General features: G+C 70.4%; 14 protein-coding genes and 5 pseudogenes. 7 read left to right on the top strand and 12 right to left on the bottom strand.

What is annotated here, in order from left to right:
• The first annotated feature begins 280 nt into the window (after positions 1-280).
• A complete protein-coding gene (locus tag AB0O11_RS36905) occupies positions 281-898 on the top strand; it encodes a hypothetical protein (protein WP_363396219.1) in 618 nt (205 codons plus the stop codon).
• 2 nt (positions 899-900) lie between these two features.
• On the opposite strand, the gene AB0O11_RS36900 is transcribed toward AB0O11_RS36905, so the two are convergent.
• Together AB0O11_RS36900 and AB0O11_RS36895 are read right to left on the bottom strand one after the other, a co-directional pair.
• A complete protein-coding gene (locus tag AB0O11_RS36900; protein ID WP_363396216.1) occupies positions 901-2,079 on the bottom strand; it encodes a histidine kinase in 1,179 nt (392 codons plus the stop codon).
• Positions 2,080-2,144: 65 nt separating this feature from the next.
• Positions 2,145-2,816, bottom strand: a complete 672-nt coding sequence (locus AB0O11_RS36895) for a response regulator transcription factor (protein WP_363396213.1) — start codon at positions 2,814-2,816, stop codon at positions 2,145-2,147.
• Positions 2,817-2,957: 141 nt separating this feature from the next.
• Here AB0O11_RS36895 and AB0O11_RS36890 point away from each other — a divergent pair.
• Both AB0O11_RS36890 and AB0O11_RS36885 read left to right on the top strand, forming a co-directional pair.
• Positions 2,958-3,860: pseudogene (locus AB0O11_RS36890) on the top strand (IS982 family transposase); the annotation flags it as partial.
• Between the two features lie 802 nt (positions 3,861-4,662).
• Positions 4,663-5,790, top strand: coding sequence for a winged helix DNA-binding domain-containing protein (locus AB0O11_RS36885; RefSeq protein ID WP_363396210.1), 1,128 nt, complete (start codon positions 4,663-4,665; stop codon positions 5,788-5,790).
• A 144-nt stretch (positions 5,791-5,934) separates the two neighbouring features.
• On the opposite strand, the gene AB0O11_RS36880 is transcribed toward AB0O11_RS36885, so the two are convergent.
• Together AB0O11_RS36880 and AB0O11_RS36875 are read right to left on the bottom strand one after the other, a co-directional pair.
• On the bottom strand, positions 5,935-6,099 hold the full coding sequence (locus AB0O11_RS36880) for a hypothetical protein (RefSeq protein WP_363396207.1): 165 nt from the start codon (positions 6,097-6,099) through the stop codon (positions 5,935-5,937).
• 66 nt (positions 6,100-6,165) lie between these two features.
• Complete coding sequence (locus AB0O11_RS36875) at positions 6,166-6,468, bottom strand: hypothetical protein (RefSeq protein WP_363396204.1); 303 nt, start codon at positions 6,466-6,468, stop codon at positions 6,166-6,168.
• A 315-nt stretch (positions 6,469-6,783) separates the two neighbouring features.
• Between AB0O11_RS36875 and AB0O11_RS36870 the strand changes: the two are divergent.
• A pseudogene (locus AB0O11_RS36870) lies at positions 6,784-7,570 on the top strand (IS5 family transposase).
• Between the two features lie 12 nt (positions 7,571-7,582).
• Here the strand turns inward: AB0O11_RS36870 and AB0O11_RS36865 are convergent.
• From AB0O11_RS36865 to AB0O11_RS36855, 3 genes and pseudogenes are all read right to left on the bottom strand, one after another.
• Positions 7,583-7,693: pseudogene (locus AB0O11_RS36865) on the bottom strand (IS3 family transposase); the annotation flags it as partial.
• 209 nt (positions 7,694-7,902) lie between these two features.
• Complete coding sequence (locus AB0O11_RS36860; protein ID WP_363396201.1) at positions 7,903-8,703, bottom strand: hypothetical protein; 801 nt, start codon at positions 8,701-8,703, stop codon at positions 7,903-7,905.
• Between the two features lie 74 nt (positions 8,704-8,777).
• The gene (locus AB0O11_RS36855; RefSeq protein ID WP_363396198.1) at positions 8,778-9,203 is read right to left on the bottom strand and encodes a hypothetical protein; all 426 of its coding nucleotides are present in this window, start codon (positions 9,201-9,203) and stop codon (positions 8,778-8,780) included.
• Positions 9,204-9,215: 12 nt separating this feature from the next.
• Here AB0O11_RS36855 and AB0O11_RS36850 point away from each other — a divergent pair.
• Positions 9,216-9,415: pseudogene (locus tag AB0O11_RS36850) on the top strand (IS630 family transposase); the annotation flags it as partial.
• A gap of 78 nt (positions 9,416-9,493) precedes the next feature.
• Here AB0O11_RS36850 and AB0O11_RS36845 read toward each other — a convergent pair.
• The gene (locus AB0O11_RS36845; RefSeq protein WP_363396195.1) at positions 9,494-9,871 is read right to left on the bottom strand and encodes a nuclear transport factor 2 family protein; all 378 of its coding nucleotides are present in this window, start codon (positions 9,869-9,871) and stop codon (positions 9,494-9,496) included.
• Between the two features lie 215 nt (positions 9,872-10,086).
• Here AB0O11_RS36845 and AB0O11_RS36840 point away from each other — a divergent pair, with 215 nt between their 5' ends.
• On the top strand, positions 10,087-10,704 hold the full coding sequence (locus AB0O11_RS36840) for a transposase family protein (protein WP_363396192.1): 618 nt from the start codon (positions 10,087-10,089) through the stop codon (positions 10,702-10,704).
• Positions 10,683-11,063, top strand: a complete 381-nt coding sequence (locus AB0O11_RS36835; protein WP_363396189.1) for a hypothetical protein — start codon at positions 10,683-10,685, stop codon at positions 11,061-11,063. The genes AB0O11_RS36840 and AB0O11_RS36835 overlap by 22 nt, the downstream gene beginning before the upstream one ends.
• 769 nt (positions 11,064-11,832) lie before the next feature.
• On the opposite strand, the gene AB0O11_RS36830 is transcribed toward AB0O11_RS36835, so the two are convergent.
• From AB0O11_RS36830 to AB0O11_RS36815, 4 genes and pseudogenes are all read right to left on the bottom strand, one after another.
• Complete coding sequence (locus AB0O11_RS36830) at positions 11,833-16,827, bottom strand: glycosyl hydrolase family 18 protein (RefSeq protein WP_363396186.1); 4,995 nt, start codon at positions 16,825-16,827, stop codon at positions 11,833-11,835.
• A gap of 159 nt (positions 16,828-16,986) precedes the next feature.
• Positions 16,987-17,148 carry a hypothetical protein gene (locus AB0O11_RS36825; protein ID WP_363396183.1) on the bottom strand — a complete coding sequence of 54 codons (162 nt, stop codon included), beginning with the start codon at positions 17,146-17,148 and terminating at the stop codon, positions 16,987-16,989.
• A gap of 223 nt (positions 17,149-17,371) precedes the next feature.
• The gene (locus AB0O11_RS36820) at positions 17,372-18,571 is read right to left on the bottom strand and encodes a transposase (RefSeq protein WP_363396222.1); all 1,200 of its coding nucleotides are present in this window, start codon (positions 18,569-18,571) and stop codon (positions 17,372-17,374) included.
• 213 nt (positions 18,572-18,784) lie between these two features.
• Positions 18,785-19,699 (bottom strand): annotated as a pseudogene (locus tag AB0O11_RS36815) (IS110 family transposase); the annotation flags it as partial.
• Between the last annotated feature and the right edge of the window lie 176 nt (positions 19,700-19,875).

Here is a 19,875-nt window from a genome sequence, read left to right as displayed (position 1 = left end):
CGGCCGAAGCCGCTCCCACTGGCCGTCAGTCAGATCACCCCTACTCCCCATAGTCGTATCAACGACTCAACTGATCGGCAGGACACGGCCTAGGGCCGCCCACGACCCCGACGCGTCACCGCACGGGGTGATGTCGGGGTGGTCGGACGTCACCCCGCCGGTCGCCTCCTGGCAAGACGCCGCCGAGGGGCCTGCATTCCTACCGTCGTGAGTGCCGGAAACCGCCGTGGAGCACCGGGCGTCACCCGCCCGCCACCGCCTGGAGAGGAACGCATCCGTCATGACGTACGTACGTGGCACGGCTCCCTGGATCGTCTTCGCCCTGCTCTCCGAGGTGGGCTGGCAGTGGGGCGCGCTCAGCGGCTTCCTCGTCGCCGCCTGGACCGTCCTGCACAGTCACGCCAAGGGCACGCCGGCGGCGGCACTGATCATGGAGATCAGCGGCGTCCTCTACTTCGCCGCGCTCGCCGCCGTCGCCTTCTGCCGACCGCACTCCAGCCTCGACACCTTCAACGGCGGGCTCTCGTTCGCCTGGCTCGCGCTGGTCGCCTGGGGCTCGCTGGTCTGGCGGCGACCGTTCACCCTGCCGATCGCCCGGACCCGCACGCCAAAGGAGCTGTGGTCCACGCCCCAGTTCCTGCGCACCAACATGATCGTCACCAGCGTGTGGGCGGTGAGCTTCACCGTCTCCGCCACCTCGGTCGGCTGGTGCGAGGCCACGGGCGCCGGGGCCCTGCCGCGCGCCGTCTGCCAGCTGCTCTGCCTGATCGCCGGTGCCGTCTTCACCGTGCGGTACACGGCCCGGGTCCGGGCCCGCCGCGAGGCGGAGGCCGCCGAGCGGGCCTCGCGGGTACTGAGCGTCCTGCTGCTCTCCGCCCCGGCCCGTGCGGCCGACTGACCTCAGGAACCGACCGGCCGAGCGGGAGGCTCCTGCGGCAGGGTGGCCGTCACCACCCAGCGGCCGTCCACCGGCCCCGCATCCAGCGAACCGTGGAGGAGCGTCAGCCGCTCACGCATCCCGGTCAGGCCGTAGCCGCCGTCGACCGTAGACAGACCACCGGCGGGCGCGGCCGCCGGGCCGAGCGGGTTGCCGACCGTCACCGTCAGGGCGTGCGGCCGCTGATCGAGGGTCAGCTCCACCTCCCGTCCCGGCGCGTGCTTGGCGGCGTTGACCAACGCCTCCCGGACGACCCGGACCAGGCAGAGCACGTGCTCCGCCGGCACGGCCACCGGCTCTCCGCCGACCCTCACCTGCACGGCGACCTCGTGCCGCCGCTGATGGGTTTCGGCAAGGCGCGCGAGTTCCTCCGGCAGGTCGAGACCGCCGTCCGCGCGCAGCGCGTGCACCGCACGGCGGGTCTCGGCCAGACCGTCGGCGGCCATCCGCTGCGCCCCCGAGAGCAGTTCGCTCACCCGTCCGGCGTCCTGGCCCGTCTCGACGAGGGCCTTGGCGACCTGGACCTGGACGGACAGGGCACCCAGCGAGTGTGCGAGGACGTCGTGAATCTCGCGGGCCAGGCGGGTGCGTTCGGCCAGCACTGCCGAGTGCTCCCGCTCGGCGCGCAGCAGTTCGCTCTGCTCCAGCAGCTGCCGGGCCTGGATCGCCTGGACCCGGAAGGTACGGCGGTTGGCGCCGTACAGCAGGGCGACTACCAGCACCACGACGAAGCCCAGCACCCGCTCCCGCCCGGCACCGAAGGCCACCCCGGCCAGCACCACCGCAGCCGCCCCGGCGCCCGCCACGCTCCAGCCGATGGCGAGCCGGGGCTCACTGCCCGCCTCCACCACGGTGAGAGCCGCCAGCGCGATCATGGTTCCGTGATCGTGGAAGACGCTCAGGGCGCCCGAGGTGACCGCCAGCGCGCCGAACATCCACCACAGCAGCGCCGACCGGTCAGGCCCGCCCCGGGCCCGCCCTCGCTCGATCCGGGCCCATCCCAGTGCCAGCACGCCGCAGACCGCGAAGCCGGCCACCGACGCGGCCCGCAACGCACTTCCCGGCCCGGGGCGGCCGAGGACCTGCACCCCCACCACGACGAACGTACAGAGCCGGATCAGCCAGGACACAGCGCGCAGCACCGCAGCAGCCTAGCGGCGATCCGCCGGGGCCGGCAGGCTGCCGCGCCCGCTCACCCGACGGTGCGTCAGACTGGGCCGTCGAGGCTGTGCCGCTGGGCGTACCGGATGGCTGCGACCCGGTCGCGGCTGCCCGTCTTGGTGAAGATCCGGTTGATGTGGGTCTTCACGGTGTTGCCGCTGAGGAAGAGCGTGCGGGCGATCTCCGCGTTCGTCATGCCCTGGGCCACCAGGGTGAGGATCTCGGCCTCACGCTCGGTCAGCCCGTCCGGCAACTCCCGTGGCCGGTCCGGCTGCGGGGCGGCGGCCGCCCGGGTGAGCAGGGCGGCCTGGACGCGGGGGTCGAGCACCGTCAGCCCGGACGCGGCGCTGTGCAGGGTCCGGGCGATGTCCAGCCGGTCGGCGTCCTTGGTGATGTAGGCGCGCGCACCCGCTTGCAGGGTGTCGATGACCGAGGCGTCGTCGGCGTAGGTAGTGAGGATGACCACTGTGACGTCGGGGAACTCCTCGGCGAGCCGGCGGGTGGTCTCGGTGCCGTCCAGCACGGGCATGTGCAGATCGAGCAGGACGGCGTCCGGGCGGTGCTGCCGCACCTGGGCCAGCGCCTGCTGCCCGTCGGCCGCCGAACCGACCACCTCGATGTCCGCCAGCAGTCCCAGCATCAGGACCAGTCCCTCGCGCACGCTCGCCTGGTCGTCGGCGATCACCACCCGCAGCGGCGGCCTGCCCGTCTCGTCCATCGTCGCCCCCAACAGCCGTGCTCGGGTCGTCCTGACTCATCGCCACTGCGACTCGGCGCAGCGAGCACTCGACTCTAGATGAATTCTGCGAAGGGATCGTCGGTGCGCATGACATGAAGCGAGGGAGTCCAAAGGTCGGTTGTGACGCCTGACCTGGACTCCCTCGCGACCGCACTCTACGTGAAGACCGACGACCTGCTGAAGGAATCGCCGCATCTGGCACCGTGGCGCCCGAAGATCGGGATCGCACCCCGGCTCAGCGACGCCGAGCTGGTCACTCTCGCGGTGATGCAAGCCCTCCTCGGCTTCACCTCCGAATGCCACTGGATCCGCCACGCCGACGCTCACCTGAGGCACCTGTTCCCGTACCTGTCGGGGCAGTCGGGCTACAACCGGCGCCTGCGCAAAGCCGCCGACCTGATCGCCCACGTCAACCGGCTCCTGGTGACCGACACCACGCTGTGGACCGACGCGGTGTGGGTCGGGGACTCCACTCCCGTGGAATGCGAGCGCTCGCGCGAGACGGCCAGGCGCTCCGACCTGGCGGGCTGGGCCGAGTACGGCTACTGCGCCAGCCACTCCCGCTACTTCCGGGGCCTGCGCCTGCACCTGGTCTGCACCCTGCACGGCCTGCCCGTCGCCTTCGCACTGACCGGCGCCAAGACCGACGAACGACAGACCCTGCTCGGCCTGCTCCACGCCGAACCCGACCTCGCCGCCTCCCGGCCGGGGCAGGCCCTGATCGGTGACCGGAACTACGACGGCCGCGCCTTCGAACACGAGCTCGCCGAACGGGGCATCCACCTGCTCCGGCCGGCCCGCAAGGGCGAACCCGAGCGGGCCGGAGCCGGGCTGTTCAAGCCACTGCGGCAGATCATCGAGTCGGTCAACCAGACCTTCAAGGCCCAGCTCGACCTCGAACGCCACCAGGGCCGCACCCCGGGCGGGGTGATGGTCCGTGTCCTGCAGCACATCCTCGCGCTGACCTCAGTGATCTGGCACAACGCCCGGACCGGCCAGCCAGTCATGCGCTCGCTGACCGCCTGCGCGGTGGCCGACTTCCAGTGCCTGGGTCTCGTCGCGGAGCAGCTCGGTGATCCAGTCGGTGACGCCGGTGGGGAGGCGGAGGGTGCGTTGTTCGATTCCGTACGGGGTGCCGATGGTCACCCAGACGTCGTTCCTGGCGGCGGTGCCGGGTGCGGCGGCGTGGTCGGCGAACGCTTCGAGGGCGTCGGCGAGGTCGGTGATCCAGTCGGTGACGCCGGTGGGGAGGCGGAGGGTGCGTTGTTCGATTCCGTACGGGGTGCCGATGGTCACCCAGACGTCGTCCCTGGCGGCGGTGCCGGGTGCGGCGGCGTGGTCGGCGAACGCTTCGAGGGCGTCGGCGAGGTCGGTGGCGACGGCCTCGCTGTCGTTGTCGGTGTTCACCAGCTCGCCGGGCCGCGGGGGTCGGTGGGTTCCGGGCCCTGGCGGATGGCGTCCGGGTGGTGGAGGTACCAGCCCCAGTCGTCCCGGCCGGGGCCCCAGCGGATGAGGGCGACCCAGGTGGTGGAGCCCTGGTGCAGGCGCCAGCGTTCCATCCGGCCGGACCGCCATCGGCCGCCGAGACGGATCTGCCCCCACCGCCGACGGGGCTCGGCGTCCCAGCTCCGGCCGGGCCCGGACATCAACGCGCGCGGCGCCCACTCGGCATCGCCGACCTGGTGGTCCGGGTGGCCGGGAAGGGGGTGTCCGATGACAGCGAACCTTGAACGCGTGCCATCGAACCTTGACGGACGCGGATCGATGTCACCGAACTTGGAACACGAGGCGCCGGCGGGCTCGAGACAGGACAGAATGCTGGGCTGTGATGATCACCGCGCGTGAACTCAACCGGGCGACCCTCAGCCGTCAACTGCTGCTGGAACGCGAGCCGCTGACCGTCCCCGACGGGATGCGGCGCGTGGTCGCGCTCCAGGCGCAGCACCCGGCCTCGCCGTACGTTGCCCTGTGGAACCGGCTCACCGGTTTCGCCCCGGCCGAGCTCGACGCAGCCTTCGCCAGGCGATCGGTGGTCAAGGCGACCCTGATGCGGATCACCCTGCACGCCGTGCATGCCGAGGACTATCCGGTCTTCCGCGCGGCAGTGCAGCCCTTGCTGTACGCCTCCCGACTCGGCTCCCGCTTCGCCGCCGCCGGGCTGACCCCCGCAGACGCCGACGAGTTGGTGCCGGAGCTGCTGGCCTTCGCCTGTCAACCGCGGACCTCGGCAGAGATGCAGGCGTGGGCCGAGAAGCGTCTCGGCGCCGAGAAGAAGGACGGGGCATGGTGGGGGCTGAAGGCTTATGCGCCGCTGCACCATGCCCCGACGGATGCGCCGTGGTCGTTCGGCCCCCGGCCGTCCTTCGTCGCGGCCGGAACCGGTCCCGTGCCAGAGGACGGGGAGCACCAGGCCCTGCGGGCCCTGATCCTGCGCTACCTGGCGGGGTTCGGACCTGCGTCGGTCGCGGACATGGCGCAATTCGCCCTGGTGCAACGGACGCACGTCCGCACGGCGCTCCGTGCTCTGGACGGCGCCGTCGAACAGTTCCAGGGGCCGGACGGCGAAACGCTGTTCGACCTCCCGGGTGCCTCCCGGCCGTCCGCCGAAACCCCCGCTCCTCCCCGGCTCATGGCCATGTGGGACAGCATTCTGCTGGCCTACGCCGACCGCAGCCGGGTGATACCCCCGGCCTACCGCCCTCTGGTGATCCGGCGCAACGGCGACGTCCTGCCCACTCTGCTGGTGGACGGCCATGTCGCCGGCGTGTGGCGCCCTGCGGGCGGCGGCATCGAGGCCACGGCCTTTCAGCCTCTGGCACCCGCCGTCTGGGACGGACTCGCTGAGGAAGCCCAGTCCCTGACTGCCCTCCTCAGCGACCGCGAGGCGGCCGTCTACAGCCGTTACCACCACTGGTGGGGAAAACTCCCCGAGGCCGAGGTACGGATGCTGTAGCCAGCGATCTCCTCGCTCAGACTCCGATGACACACGCTCAAGGTCCACCGTCACAGGACTGGGGGCGGGAGAACGGCACTGCGCTGGGTCGCACCTCCAACCGCAAATCGAACAGATGTTCCTATTAAAACGCCGGGCACCAGGTCAGGGCCTGCGGTTGAGCAGCAGGGCGAGGAGGGTGCGGGCTTCGCGGCGGCGGGCGGGGTTCGGGGCGGTGATGGCGGTGAATGTCAGTGCGGTGAGGGTGAGCAGGTAGCCGGTGGCCGAGGTGGCCAGGGCGAGGGCGGCGGGGTCGTAGGTGGTGGGCATGGGTGTCTCCCGTCTGGGGTGGGCCCGCCCGCCCTGGTTCGGGTGCGGGCGGGAAGGGTGGGTGGGTCAGTGGGAGGCGAGTTCCTGGAGCCGGTCGGCGATGGCGTTGGTGGGCAGGCTCAGGAGTCCGCCGGCCTCGTCTTCGCGGGGCAGGCCGTTGATCGCCTCGCGCAGGACGCGGTCGGGGCGGGGCAGACCTGCGGGGTCGGGCAGGGGCGGGGCCAGGCGAGAGGCCAGGCGCGCATAGCCGGGCAGGTTGGGGAGTTTGGGGGCGATGGGGGCGCTGGTGCCGTCTTCCAGGCAGGCGGCCTGGTGGAACCAGTTGTCGGCGTCGCGCAGCTCGCCGCGGCGCAGGTGGTGCAGGTACATGCAGTAGGCGGCGAGGTGGCAGCCTCCTCCTGCGGCTCCTTGTACTTCTCGTGGCAGGGGTAACAGCGGCCGCCGGGGCAGCGAGTCCACCTTCCGTGGATCCCGTACACCCTCGTGAGGACACGAGCAAAACCGTCAAACCGGAGGGGACCGACGAGCAGGTCTCACGACCCGGGCCGTTCAAGCATGAGGTTCCGGCTACGGGCTGTTCGGCAGCCGCCGCACTTGGTCTGGCCGCGGTCCGACGAAGGGCTCTCAGCGCAGGCCGGCCACCTCCTCGATGCGGTCGGCGAGGCGTCGGCCGCCCGATGGGCCCTGGTCGAGCCGAAGCTGACGGCCTGGAGAAAGGCCCGGCTCGACCGTCGGCCCACTGGGAAATCGGCCCAGGTCGAACTGCGCGACGTCTTCAACGCGATCCTCTACGTCAACCGCACGGGAATCCCCTGGAAGTACTTCCCGCAGGACTTCCCGAACCACTCCACCGTCTACGCCTACTACGCGGCCTGGCGCGACGAGGGAATCTTCGCGGAACTCAACTATGACCTGACCGGCCTGGCCCGCGTGAAGGAGGGCGCAAGCCCGAGCCGACCGCGTCCGTAATCGACACCCAGAGCGTGAAGACCTCGACCAACGTGCCCCTGAGCAGCCAGGGGACAGGCGCGGCAAAGAAGATCGTCGGCCGCAAGCGCGGCATCCTCACCGACACCATCGGTCTGGTCCTCGCCGTGGCCGTCACCGCGGCGAGCCTGTCCGAGAATGCCGTAGGAATCCACCTCCTCAACCAGGCCAAGAAGACCTACCCGAGCATCTCCAAGAGCTGGGTCGACACCGGCTTCGAGAACGCCTTGATCGAGCACGGGGCCGGCCTCGGATTCGATGTCGAAGTCGTCGCCAGAAAATCCGACGTCCGCGGCTTCCGCGTCGTGAAAAGGCGCTGGGTAGTCGAACGAAGTCTGGGATGGCTCATGTTGCGCCGCCGGCTGGCCGCGACTACGAGACCCTGCCGAGCAGCTCCGAAGCCATGATCCACATCGCCTCAGTCGACAACCTCACCGAACGCATAACGGACGAGACCACACCAACCTGGCGAGGAACTTACTAGGGTATAAAGGGCAATCCGCTTACGCCAAACGCCCCTCTGACAGCGCAGTTCCGCATGCACGCGCGGGACGCCGTAGGCGCCCCGGGAGGCGAGGTGGATCACGGTGATCTCGGCCGCGAGCAATTCCCTCTCGCGCGGGCGGGCCCGACGGGCGGCCTCGCCGGCCCGCCAGGTGTAGAGCGACGACCGGGAGATCCCCAGGACGGCGCCCAAGGACGACGATCACCGTCTCGCCCGACAGCCACGATGACGGCGCGGCAGGCACAGCGCTACAACCCCGAGGCGGCCGGGACGAGGGCGCGGCCTACGAGGCCGTGCCCTCGCGCTCTCGGCTACGGCTTCGTCTTGCCGGCGATGAACTCGTCCCAGGTGGCGACGGTGTCCGCCGGGGGCGCCGTGATGGCCGGGACGGCACCGAAGTCGGAGTACTCCTCGAAGACCTGCTCCTGGCCCTTGCTGCCGGTGGTGACCTCCTGCGACTTCAGGATGAGGTCGTCCTTGCCGACCCACATGTCGAGGACCGCCGAGGTCTCGCCCCGCCGCTTGGCCAACTGGACGTAGTAGTCGCGTACATCGTCCTTGATGGCGGGCCCGGTGTAGTGGGCCAACTCGTCGAAGACCACCGTGCCGCGGTAGTGATCGGCCGGTCGGCCGCCCACCTGTTCCTCACCGACCCACGAGGTGGACCCGGTCGCGGCGAGCGCGCCCGCGATCTCGTTGATGAACCCCGCCGCCCGCGAGTTGCCGGGGTCACCACCCCCGTTCTGGTCCATGCGGTACCAGCTCTTGCCCGGGACATGATCCGACTTCACATAGATCGCGTCGCCCATGGAGATCATGTGGTTGAAGCCGCTGGGGTTGTCCTCGGTCTTCTTCCCCCACGACATGATGACCGAGGCGTACGGCTTCTGCTGGAAGAGCATCTCGGACCTGTCGGATCCGCCCTCTCCCGTCTGGACCGTCTTGTACGAGGCCTGTTCCGCGGTCTTCCTAGCCGCGACCACCAGCACGGTCCGAGCGTCGGTCCGCTTCTTCGCCGCCTCGTCCTCGACCCGGCTCGCACCGCTGTTGTGGGACTCCCCGCCACAGCCTGCCAGAACCACCGTGAGCGCTGCCCCCGCAGCCGCCGCCACGGTGCCCCTCCCCATCACCCGCACAGCTCTGATTCCTTCTCAGTTGTTTCGAAATTCACGATGATCATAGTTGTTTACCCAGGTCGGACCACCAAATGAATTTGATCGTCCGCCTCTCGAAGCACCGCCCGCCCGCCTCGGGCGGGCTGCTCCACCCGTGAACGGCGGGCGACAGAACGGGGCCTGCCGGACGAGCCCGAGAGGCCAGCGCGGAGGGGGCATCCTGCCGCCCGGGAGGGGACGGGGCGGGCTTCAGCGGCCGAGGTCGGCGGCGGTGGCCGCGCCGCCGCGCCGCCGCGCCGGACGGCATCGGCGATCACCCGGTGAGCGGCTTCGGCCTCGGCAACGGTGGGGGCGGGCACCGGGGATCCCTCCACGGTGTACCACTCGTCGGCGCCGTCGTACTGGACGGCGAACAGCGCCTGGCGGCCGTCCCATGTGGTGCGCAGCATGAGGTCGCCGGTGATGACGCCGGTGATGACGCCGACCTCGATGGTCATCACGCCGTCTACTTCGGCCCGCTGCGGCAGTTCACCCTGGCCAACTCCCACCACCGCAGCCACCCCACGCAAACCAAGGCACTGCCCGCTACCTGCGCTGACGCAACGCCAACGCCCGCCACCCCGACGTAACTGCCGCCCAACGCAAGGAACGCGCCCGCATCCACAGCGAGAAGGGCATCCGCTGGGGCGGACGCCCCCTCAACGCCGCAGCCCGACCGACCGCGAACCGCAGCCCCGGAGTGCCGAAAGGGACGAGTCCACGAGAAGGACAGCGACAGTAGGACGACTCAGGAGGCGGACGGCCCGATCTCCCCCGCAAAGACGATGACCTGGTCGATGAGGCTCCGCCGCAGATGGACGACGTCCATTCCCGCCAGGCAGGGGCCTCCATCCGGCGTGGTGAAGACCCACTGGTATCGGGCCCACTCGTCAGGCATGTCCACCGCTGAGCAGCGCGCCATCGTGCCGGTCCCCGCCGGGTGGCGCCGGATGTCCAGCACGAACCGCTCGACCGCCGCGATTCCTTCGCTGCGACCCAACGGCCCCCAGAAGACCACGTCTGAGGTCAGGGCCTGGGAGAGCAGGGCAGTCACATAGCTGTCGTCCGAGGCGTTAAACGCGGAGATGAACGTGTCGATCGCGGAGCGTGCCGTCTCTTCCTGCATGCCCCAGTAATACCAGCCGTTGCACGTGCGCTCGTCCCGCGAGCCGCCTTCCGATCACGGTGGACCATCCCCAGGGGCGTTTCAAAATCCCGGTGATCACATGAGTCCGCAGGCCAGAGCGGTCTGGAGGGTCCGGGGCGGCCCGTCACATACGCATCGAAGCTCCAGTTGAACGAGGTGACCTTGCCAAGTCGCCTTGAACCGCTGGAGCTTCGATGTGCCGTCAGTCTGCCACCGTCTGTCTCGTCAAATTGCCTGCTCTGGAGGATGTAGCGGGGCTCTCGCTGGCGGAGCGACTGCGGGCGCTGCCCGATCCGCGTCGGCGACGCGGTGTGCGTCACCCGTTCGTGGCGGTGCTGCTGGTTGCCGCCTCGGCGGTGGTCGCCGGCGCGCGCTCGTATGCGGCGATCGGCCAGTGGTCTGCGAATGCCCCGCAGCAGGCCCTGGCCCGGCTGGGCGCTCGTGTGGCGGGCGCGTTGGGGGTGCGTATCGCGCCGAGTGCCGCCACGATCCGACGGGTCGTCAACCTGGTCTTTCCCGGCGGCCTGGCCGGTCTGACTGGTGCTGATCCCGGCGGTGCGGACTCGGTGGCCATGGATGGCAAGGCAGCCCGTGGCTCCCGGCTCGGCCAGACTCCCGCCGCCCACCTGCTGGCCGCGATGACCGGCGACGGCCGTACCGTCACCCGGCTGCGGGTTCCTGACAAGAGTCGAGTAGCCGGGGGGAACTTCACCGACGATCTTCACCCGAGCCACCGACAACTGGGGAGACGACTTCCTCGCTCCTTGGCCGGGTCGCTGTCCGCTACGGCTTGGACGACGCCGACCTGCTGACGACCTGGCAGTGGCACGGTCACCGACCGCGGCACGACAACGGTGCGCCGCGGGCCGATGCCGAGGTGCTGCTGGATGCAGCCGGGCGGCAGGTGCTGGCCGGGTTGTACGGGGTCGGCGAGGAGGTGCTGGGGCGGGCGCTGCCGTCCTGGGGGCTGGACGACGAGAAGCTGCTCTCACGGGCGGGCGGGGGCGGCCCTGGGGCGGTGTGGCGGGTGGGCGGTGCGGTGGTGGGGCCGGTGGCGTTCGGGTGCCGGTCGTGCGCGGCGCGGCGCGGCGAACCGGGGTCGCAGTTCGGGTGGTTCGGTACGCGCAGCGGTGGGATCGGGTGTGTGCGTGGCACGGGCGGTGGCTACTGAACGCGAACGCGGACCAGGCGCTGGAGTTCCTGGATCTACGTGGCCTGCCAGAGGCGGTGGCGGCGCAGCGGCAGTGGGCGGGGGTGGTTCGGCGGGCGGTGCGGGCGGGGATGGGGCCTGGGGAGGTGTTCTCGGTGGCGTATGCGGTGGTGTGCCGGTGGTGGGATCTGGCGTTGGAGTGGGAGGGGAAGCGGGTGTGGCCCGCGCGGCTGCACGTCCTGGCGGGTGGGGACGCGAGCGGGGATTTCTGGCGGTGGCGGGCGGTGGCGCGGGACGCGGCGATCTTCCCGGAAGTGGTGGAGGTCACGCGGGCGCTGCTGGATCCGGAGCAGCAGTGGTACGGAGAGCGGCTCGGCCCGCGAGCAGAAGGCCGGGGGAGGCGAGGCCGCGGTACGCGACGGACGGCCCGCTGGCGGCGCGGGCCCGGACAGTGAGGGGGGATGTCCACCGTCCGGGCTCTCGCCCGCTGGTCCTCTTATGACCCCGAGCCGCCCCCACAAACCACCCGGCACCCGAGCGGGGCCGGCGCCCCTTCCCCGGCCGCTGGCTGGAAGTCGCTCGACGTCGCCGGCCCCAGCGCCGGTGTGTGAACGGGGCCGGCTGTGGCGAGGGCGGTTGCGGTGATGGTGCCTGTCGCTGACAGCAGGGAGGGCCATCGGGACACGGTCCCGATGGCCCTCCGTTACGGACTGTCCTGGCCTCAGCGGTGCGTCACGCCCCTGCGGACGGTTTCCATGGGCGCAAGCCGTGGGGCTCGGTCCGTGGAGCCTCAGGCCGTGGGCCCCAGGCGGGTCCACGGGCTCTTCGGGTCGGTCGCGTTCGGCATGTCGCCCTTGGTCCAGTACTTGGCCTTCCAGTAGTACCCGTCGTACGAGACGACCGTGCGTGTGCTGCCGCTCGGATCACCCGCGACGACCGGGGTTCCGGGCGTGGTGCCGCTGTTACGTGGCTCGGCGACGAAGTCCGGCTTGCTGTAGTCGCTGGCGGGGGCGAAGGTCCCGAGTCCGTACGACGTTCCGTGGCTGATCGAGGTAACGGCGTTGCCCTTGTCGTCGTACAGGTGCCACCACTGGCCCGGGGACATGTCGCAGTCGGTCACGGTCAGGGATGCCTGCGGACCGCCGGCGCCGAGGCATTGCTCGTGGCCGCCCGTGGTGCTCTTGATCCGGTACCAGCCCTGGAAGTCCGGCCACTCCGCCGCGACGGTCCACAGCTGATTGGCGTTGCCGTCCTGCTTCTCGACCAGGTGGGCGGTGTTCCAGCCGCCGGGGTGGTCGAGGAGGTTGCCGCTGTTGACGTCCTCGATCTTGTACTTGTCACCGGTCTGCCAGAGGGTGAACGGCGCCCACGCCGGATTGAAGGTGCGTCCGGCGTCCCAGGCGTCGGCCTGGCAGCGGGCGCCGTCGCCTTGCGGGGCCGCGACGGTGGTGGTGCCGCGGCGGTGGTCCTGGGTCAGGCCGTACTCCGTCCCGTTGAGGCCGATGGTGAAGTTGGCCGGTCCGGTGATCGGCAGGTAGTACTTGATGCCGATGTCGCGGGCCTTGCCCGGCGGGAGTTCCTCGCAGGTGCCGAGGGTGAGGGTGACCCGGTGGAAGTCGGCTTTCAGGCCGCCGGCGTTGGGGCCGGTGCGTCCGGGCCGGACGGTGTCCGTCAGCTCCTTCCACGCCTCGTCCTTGAGCACCGGGGTCGTCGAGGTGGGGATGTCGAAGGAGATCCGGGTGCCTGTGGGCAGCGTGGCGGCGGTGTTGTTGGTGATCCGCAGCTTCGGCTGGACCGGCCACATGTCCTTGACGTCGGTGGGGTAGTCGACGAGTTCGGCGCTCACGTCGACGACCTGCTGTGGCAGTGCGGCGTCCGCCCGTTCGGCCTTGGCCGGGCCGGCCTGGCGCAGCGCGGTGTCCAGGACGGTGGTGAGGTCGTAGCCCATGCCCCACTCGCCGGAGGGTCGCTTGGTGTAGTCGCCGGCGAGTTCCCAGATCATGGCGCCGCCGATGCCCTGGTCGCCGATGTACGCGGCCTTGGCCCGGATGGAGCGGTCGTCCTCGGTGGAGAGGTAGACCTTCTTCTCGGGGTTCCACAGCCAGGAGGCCTGCAGGGCGTCGCTGTACTTCTCCTGGTAGCTGCCGCGCAGCTGGACGGCTTCGTGGCCGGTGTCGAGTCCGTGGGCGGCGAGGTAGCCGGGGGTGCGGCCGTCCTGGAGGTTCTTCGCGTGCCAGAGCGGATTGGAGCCGGCCGGGACCTCACGGCCGTTCTCGGCGTCGTGCCAGAGGTTGTCGATGCCGATGGCGCCGTCGCCGCAGGGAGCACTGCGGCCGTTGCCCTTGCCTCCGGTGCCCTGCGGGCAGGCCTGCTGGTCGGCCATCGTGGAGCTGCCCCACAGCCCGTCGGTGCCGCCGGTGACGCCCCGCCAGCCGCGGGTGTAGTACGGGATGCCGAGGTTGATCCGGGACGGGGGCAGCGCGCCGCGGTAGTAGTGGTACGCCCAGTCGGTGTTGAAGTAGCCGTGCTTCTGGAAGTCCTTGGTGTCGGGGTTCTGGTCGTCGTAGATGCCCGCGGCCGCGAGTTCGGCGTCCTTGCCGTCGTCGTAGAGGGGGGCCTGCGGGCCGACGAAGTCGTTCCAGGATCCGTGCAGGTCGTAGGTCATGACGTTGACGAAGTCCTGGTACTTCAGCGCGGCCTGGGCCTCCTGGCCGCGGACGAGGTAGCCGGAGCCGGACACCGCGGAGGTGAGCAGGTAGTAGCGGCCCTTGGCGGCACCCGCCTGGTCGAGGGCGCCGCGCAGGGTCTTCATCAGCGCCTCGTAGCCGGCGCCGAGTCCCTTGCGGCGGGCGTCGGCGAGCGGCCAGTCCTGGGGGTTGCCGGCCTGCGGGAGCGCGGTGGGGTACTCGTAGTCGATGTCCGCGCCGTCGAAGCCGTACTGGTCGAGGAACTCCGCCACGGAGGCGGCGAAGGTGTCGATGGCCGGCTGGTTCACCGAGCCGTCGGCGCGGGTCGTCAGGGTGTAGAAGCCGGACGACTCGGCCCAGCCGCCGACCGAGATCAGCGTCTTGACCGCCGGGTGCTGCCGCTTGTAGCGGGTGAGGAGGTTGAAGTGGCCCTGGTAGGGCAGGGCGGGGTCCATCTCGGCCCCGTCCACGCCGGGCCAGGTCATCCCGGTGGCGGGGTTCCTCGGGTCGGCGGTGTCGCCGACGGAGATCCGGTCGTTCTCGACGTGCGCGAACGCGTAGTTGACGTGACTGACCTTGGACCAGGGGATGTTGTTCACCAGGTAGGGCGCGGAGCCGTCGGCCCCGGTGCGCCAGCCGGTGAAGTAGCCGACCGTCCGGCGGCTGCGGCCCTGGCCGACCCATTCCCGGCCCGATCCGTCGTAGACGTCGCAGTAGCGCGGGCTGGTGCCGTCCACCGGGGTGAGGCCGTCCGGGCGGCAGTCCCCGCTGGACGCGGGCTTGGTGCCGCGGTCGTCCGGCGCGGTGTCGACGGGCGAGCCGGCGTCCGCGGCTGCGGGGGCGTTCCCGCCGTCGGAGGCCAGGACGGAGAACTCGGCGGCGGCGGTGCTGGTCGGCACCTCACCGTCGAAGACCGTCCCGCACAGCCCCTGCCAGCCGGCGCAGATCCGCTCCGGTCCTTCGAGGACGCGGTCGTGGGTGCCGCCCGGGTCCAGGGCGAGCTTCACGTACTCGTTGCCCTTGAACAGGTAGGCCGTACCCGGATCGCGCGGGAGGCTGAACGCGGCGTCGATTTTCTCGGTGAACGAGGGTGCCTTCCCGGCGAGTTCGCCGAAGTTGTCGCGGATGGGCTTAGGTCCGTTGACGACCTGGTCCTTCGTCCCGTCGATGGCGACCTTCATGCGTAGGTAGCTGTCCCCGCTGAACATGTACATCTCGTCGCGGGTACCGGGCACCGGGAGCACCGCGTCGACCTTGGAGCGGAACGCCGCGAACTGCGGCCCGGCCAAGGGGAGGAACGCGTCCTCGACCAGCTGTGGCTGCACCACCCGCTCCACCTTGCGCAGGCCGTCCACGGGCTTGAAGCGCCAGTAGCTCGGCAGTGCGGTGGAGCTCGACGGGAGCGTGAAGCCCAGGACCGTCCCCCCGCTGCTGGGCAGCGTCGTCAAGGCGTCGGAAGTCCCGCCGGGGATCTGGCCCGAGGCGATCGACGTGGCCCCGGCTTCGGCCTCCTGATGCCGGTCCGGGCCGAAGGTCATCGTCGTGGTGAGGTTGCCCTTCTGCAGTTCCACGCTCGCCAGGCCGAAGCCGCGGCTGTCCAGGGAGACTGCGGCGTCGATGCCGGACGACGACTCCAGCGCCATCAGCGTCGGCTGGCTCGGGCCGTCCACGTTGCAGGACACCTCGTCGAACACCACCACCTCCGGCGCGCGGGAGTAGAGCTGCCACGCGCAGTGCCGCCACTGGTCGGAGGGCGGCTCGGTGCCCTCCGGTCCCAGGTGGAGGATGGGATTGTTGTGATCGGTGAACACGGCGCGGTCCGTGGCGTTCCACGGGGTCCCGTTGGCGTCGAACCGCCAGAGCTGTTCCTTCGGCGGCTTGCCCTGCGCGCAGCGCGTCTGCACGAGTTCCGGACGGTCCGAAGGCCCGGTCTCGTCCGGGATCGTCGCGGACAGGCACAGTTTCGAGTGGAGGTCCATCAGCCCCGTGTACAGCAGGCCGTCCGACTCGCGGAACGGCGAGAGCTCCACGAACATCCCCGACATGGTCATCTCGTTGTCGGGATTCTCCTGGAACCGCGAGTACGTCTGGTTCTCGTACACGGGCACGACGAGCCGCCTGTCGCCCCGGTGCTGGAGCGAGTGGATCGGAGCGCGCTGGCCCTCCGCGGCCATGGGAGCGAAGAACACCGCGTCGTGATCCCGCCTGGTGCCGTCGGTCATCCAGCCGGTGACCTCCTGCCGGACGGCCAGGACCATGGCCTCGTCGTTGGTGACCATGTAGTCGAGTTCGCGGCCCTGCACCTGGGTGGCCTCGTTCGTGCGGACCAGGTGCAGGTCACCCGCCGCGCCGCCCATCTGCTCCCGGGCCTGGCGCATGGTGGTCTCGGGCGGGGTGTTGAAATCCCCCATCACCGCCCAGCTCCGGCCCTGCACGGCCGGCGCCGTGGCCACCGCCTGGAGGATCCGACCGGTGTCGTTGCGACCGCCCTGCTCGTTGTTCGCGTGGACGTTGAAGAACCAGGTGTCACGGAACCGGACTCCCAGGACGGGGCGCTCACTCCCCGGCGGGTGCAGGAGGAGGTAGGCCTCGGGCTCCTCCTCGGTGACGAAAGCCAGAGCGCGGTTCTGCATGTCGTTGTTGGTCTGGGCGACGTAGTAGGTGCGGGGGTTCGCGCGGTCGGGGATGGCCCAGCGGAACCGGCTGAGGACCTGGCCCTCGACGGCATCGGGATCCCACGGGGCACCGGGGCGGGTCTCCGTTCCCGGCTGCAGGAAGTCATGACCGAGCAGCGAGAAATCGTCCGGGCGCTGGTTGGGATCGTCCCAGTTGCCCACCCCGGGATCCGTGTCGGGATGCTCCTGAAGGGCCAACACGTTGTCGCCTGTCGCCAGTAGTCGCGGTATGACGTCCCTCCAGCGCCTCCCGGTGGCCTGCATGTTCCATGTCGCCGGCCGGAACTCCCGCACCGCCGCCTTGGCGGGCTTTGCCGCCAAGACGGCCAGCAGTTCGGCGACCAGTGTGAGAACCAGCAGCGCCGGGAGGAGTCTCGCCGCGATCGGTGCGGGCCTTGGGCGCTGTGCGCGAGCGGTGTTCATGCCATCCCTCCTGTGGACGAACCTTGGAGGAAACAGCGTCACCGAAGGCGGTAGACACCCGATCAACGGCCCGTCAGCCGGCCGCGGGCCCGGTGCGGATCGTGCCGTCGGACTTTCCCATCGGGGGCGGCGGCCTGCCAGACCGCTGCTGAGGGGTGGTCACTGGCGGACGGCAACGGCGGCCAGGCAGGCCGCGTCGGCGTCGCCGGCCTGCGGGGTGTCCGATTCGGGGCGCCGGCCGGGGGTGGAGACGATGCCAGGGGCGAGGAGGTCCCAGTCGGTGAAGAAGCGGGCGATCAGCTGTCCCGGATCCTCACCCACGAGCACGCGCGACGGCGCACCGAGACGCTGCGCGGCCGGCGCGAGCACATGCAGCCGTCGGAGTACCTGCGGCTGATGCAGAACGGCCGGGCCCGGCACTTGCGGCACGAGGCCTCTCGCCACCTGCGCGTAGCAGCACCTGGTCGGCCCGCTCGGAAGGCCCGGCGGGCCAGCCAGCTCCCTCAGAGTGACTCCTCCCCCGGCTGATGCCGGGGGCTTCTCGCTAACCCTTCCGGGCGTTGCGACGGGCCAGCCCGGCCCGGAGAACGTTGACGGCTCCCACCGTGTCGGCGTGCGCCCGGTGGCCGCAGCCGGTGCAGTGGAAGGTGTCCTGGGTGGGCCGGTTCTCCGCCGAGACGTGTCCGCATGCGGGGCACGTCCGGGAGGTGTTGCGGGGGTCCACAGCGGTCACTTCCCGTCCGGCGCTTTCAGCCTTGGCGTGCAGGATCGCAAGGAACACCCCCCATCCGGCATCGTTGATCGAGCGGTTGAGTCCGGCTTTGGCCGCGGCCCCGTTGGGGAGAAAGGCACCCGGCCGCTCGGGGTCAGGCTTTGGCGCGGGGGCCCTGACCATGTTGCGGATCCTGAGGTCCTCGTGCGCGATCAGATCATGCGCGCGGACCAGGCCGAGGGCGGTCTTGTGGGCATGGTCGAGCCGTTGACGGCGGACCTTACGGTGCAGCCGCGCGACGGTCTCCACGGCCTTGCGGCGGCGCTTCGACCCGCGCTTGCACCGACTGAGAGCCTGCTGCGCCTTCTCCAGCTTCGCGGCGGCTGTCCGGCCGTGGCGGGGGCTGGGAACGAACCCGCCGTCGGAGTCGGCGAGGAAGCTGGCTATGCCCATGTCGATGCCGGCCACGGATCCGGTCGAGGGCAGCGGCTCGGGCCGGGCCTGTTCGGCGGTCAGGACGACGTACCAGTGCTTGCCCTCACGCTTGGCCGAGATCGTCTTGACCGTGCCGGCCACCGGGCGGTGCCGGTGCACCCTGACGTGGCCGACGCCCTGGAAACGGACGCGGGTCACCGGGTCCTGCGGGGTTGAGTCCCAGCGGCAGCCGTCACCGTCCTTGGGGAAGTCCACCGTGTCGAACCGGTTCACGCCGCGAAAGCGCGGGTATCCGGGTTTCTCGCCGGACGTGACCCGGCGGAAGAACGCGGCGAACGCCTTGTCCAGCCGGCGAAGCGTGGCCTGCTGGGAGGAGAAGGACCAGCGGCCCTGACGCTCCGGGTCGAACGCCCGGATCTCCTTGAGCTGCGCGGACTGCTCGCCATAGCGGACCGTCGTCCCGGAGACATGCCGCCAGGCATCACGCCGTTCCTGCAACGCCCCGTTGTAGAGCGAGCAGTGATCCCGCAACATCTCCGTCAGTGCCTGCTGCTGGCCCACAGTGGGCCGCAGCAAGAACTTGTACGCACGAATCAACACGACCCACCCCCTCCACCGCCTCCGCAATCAACATGCCACACACCACTGACAGAAGACACCACGAGCGTTCTGCCACGTAGGGACGCGGCGGCGCTCCGCGCCGCCGATCCCAGGATCGGATTCCCTCCCCGGCTGAAGCCGGGGATACCCTCCGAAGATCAGGGATGGGGGCTCGTCGCACCAGGGGCCGGCCACCTCCCAATGATGTTGTCAAGCGGCCGATGTGACGGGGAGTGCGTGCTCGCAGCACTTCCCGTCACGGATCAGGGCCCACAGGACGTTCACTCGTCGGCGGGCCGGCGCGAGGACGGCCTGGGTGTGGCGTTTGCCCTCGGCACGCTTGCGCTCATAGAAGCGGCGGGACGGCTCGCAGCTGCGGATGCTGATCAGCGCGGAGGTGTAGAAGACGCGCTGGAGGCCGCGGTGGTAGCGGCGGGGCCTGTGCAGGTTGCCGCTGACGTGGCCGGAGTCGCGCGGGACCGGCGCGACTCCGGCCAGGCTGGCCAGGTGGTCCGAGCTGCCGTAGCGGCTCATGTCGCCGGCGGTGGCGGCCAGGAACTCGGCGCCCAGCAGTGGGCCGATGCCGGGCATGCTGGCGATCACCTCGGCGAGTCGGTGTTCGCGAAACCGGGCCGCGATGAGCTTGTCGATCTCGGCGATCTGTTCGTTGAGGCCCATCACCTCCTTGGCCAGAGTGTGGACGACCTGCGCGGCGATCTTCTCCCCGGAGACGGTGGTGTGCTGGCGCTCGGCCGCCTCCGTGGCGGCCTGGGCCAGGGCCTCGGCGCCGCGGACCTTGCGGTTGCAAAGCCAGGTCGTCAGCCGGGTGCGGCCGGTGCGCCGCAGCGCGGCGGGGGTCTGGTAGCCGGTCAGCAGGATCAGCGGTCCCTGGTTGTCCAGGTCGAGGGATCGTTCCAACGCGGGGAAGACACCGGCGAGTTGGCCGCGCAGGCGGTTGATCCGGCGGGTGCGGTCGGCGCTCAGGTCTGCCCGCCGTCCGGTGAGTATCCGCAGCTCGACGGCGTGCTCGTCGTCCGGCCGCAGCACCGTGAGGTCGCGGCGCATGCGGGCCTGGTCGGCGATGACAGTGGCGTCCTTGGCGTCGGTCCTACCACCTCCCCGGTAGCCGGCCGAGGCCAGCTCGTCGACGAAGATCACGCCTTCACCTCCTCATCAACTGATCTGGCCGTCGCGGCTTGACTTGTTAGGAGCCGTTGTTGTACCGAGTGGTTCGCTTGGCGTTCGAACGAGGGTTCCCGGTCGAGTGATCCTGCGGCAACCCGGGCATGAAGACAGGGTCC

Origin of the sequence: Kitasatospora sp. NPDC093102 (assembly GCF_040683915.1) — a bacterium.
Lineage (GTDB): Bacteria > Actinomycetota > Actinomycetes > Streptomycetales > Streptomycetaceae > Kitasatospora.
This window is presented reverse-complemented; position numbering and strand designations above follow the sequence as displayed.

Coding starts and splice junctions, on each gene's coding strand:
- AB0O11_RS36905 (WP_363396219.1), top strand. CDS start 281: ATGACGTACGTACGTGGCACGGCTCCCTGGATCGTCTTCGCCCTGCTC.
- AB0O11_RS36895 (WP_363396213.1), bottom strand. CDS start 2,816: ATGGACGAGACGGGCAGGCCGCCGCTGCGGGTGGTGATCGCCGACGAC.
- AB0O11_RS36880 (WP_363396207.1), bottom strand. CDS start 6,099: ATGCCCACCACCTACGACCCCGCCGCCCTCGCCCTGGCCACCTCGGCC.
- AB0O11_RS36875 (WP_363396204.1), bottom strand. CDS start 6,468: ATGTACCTGCACCACCTGCGCCGCGGCGAGCTGCGCGACGCCGACAAC.
- AB0O11_RS36855 (WP_363396198.1), bottom strand. CDS start 9,203: ATGACCATCGAGGTCGGCGTCATCACCGGCGTCATCACCGGCGACCTC.
- AB0O11_RS36845 (WP_363396195.1), bottom strand. CDS start 9,871: ATGCAGGAAGAGACGGCACGCTCCGCGATCGACACGTTCATCTCCGCG.
- AB0O11_RS36840 (WP_363396192.1), top strand. CDS start 10,087: ATGTGCCGTCAGTCTGCCACCGTCTGTCTCGTCAAATTGCCTGCTCTG.
- AB0O11_RS36830 (WP_363396186.1), bottom strand. CDS start 16,827: ATGAACACCGCTCGCGCACAGCGCCCAAGGCCCGCACCGATCGCGGCG.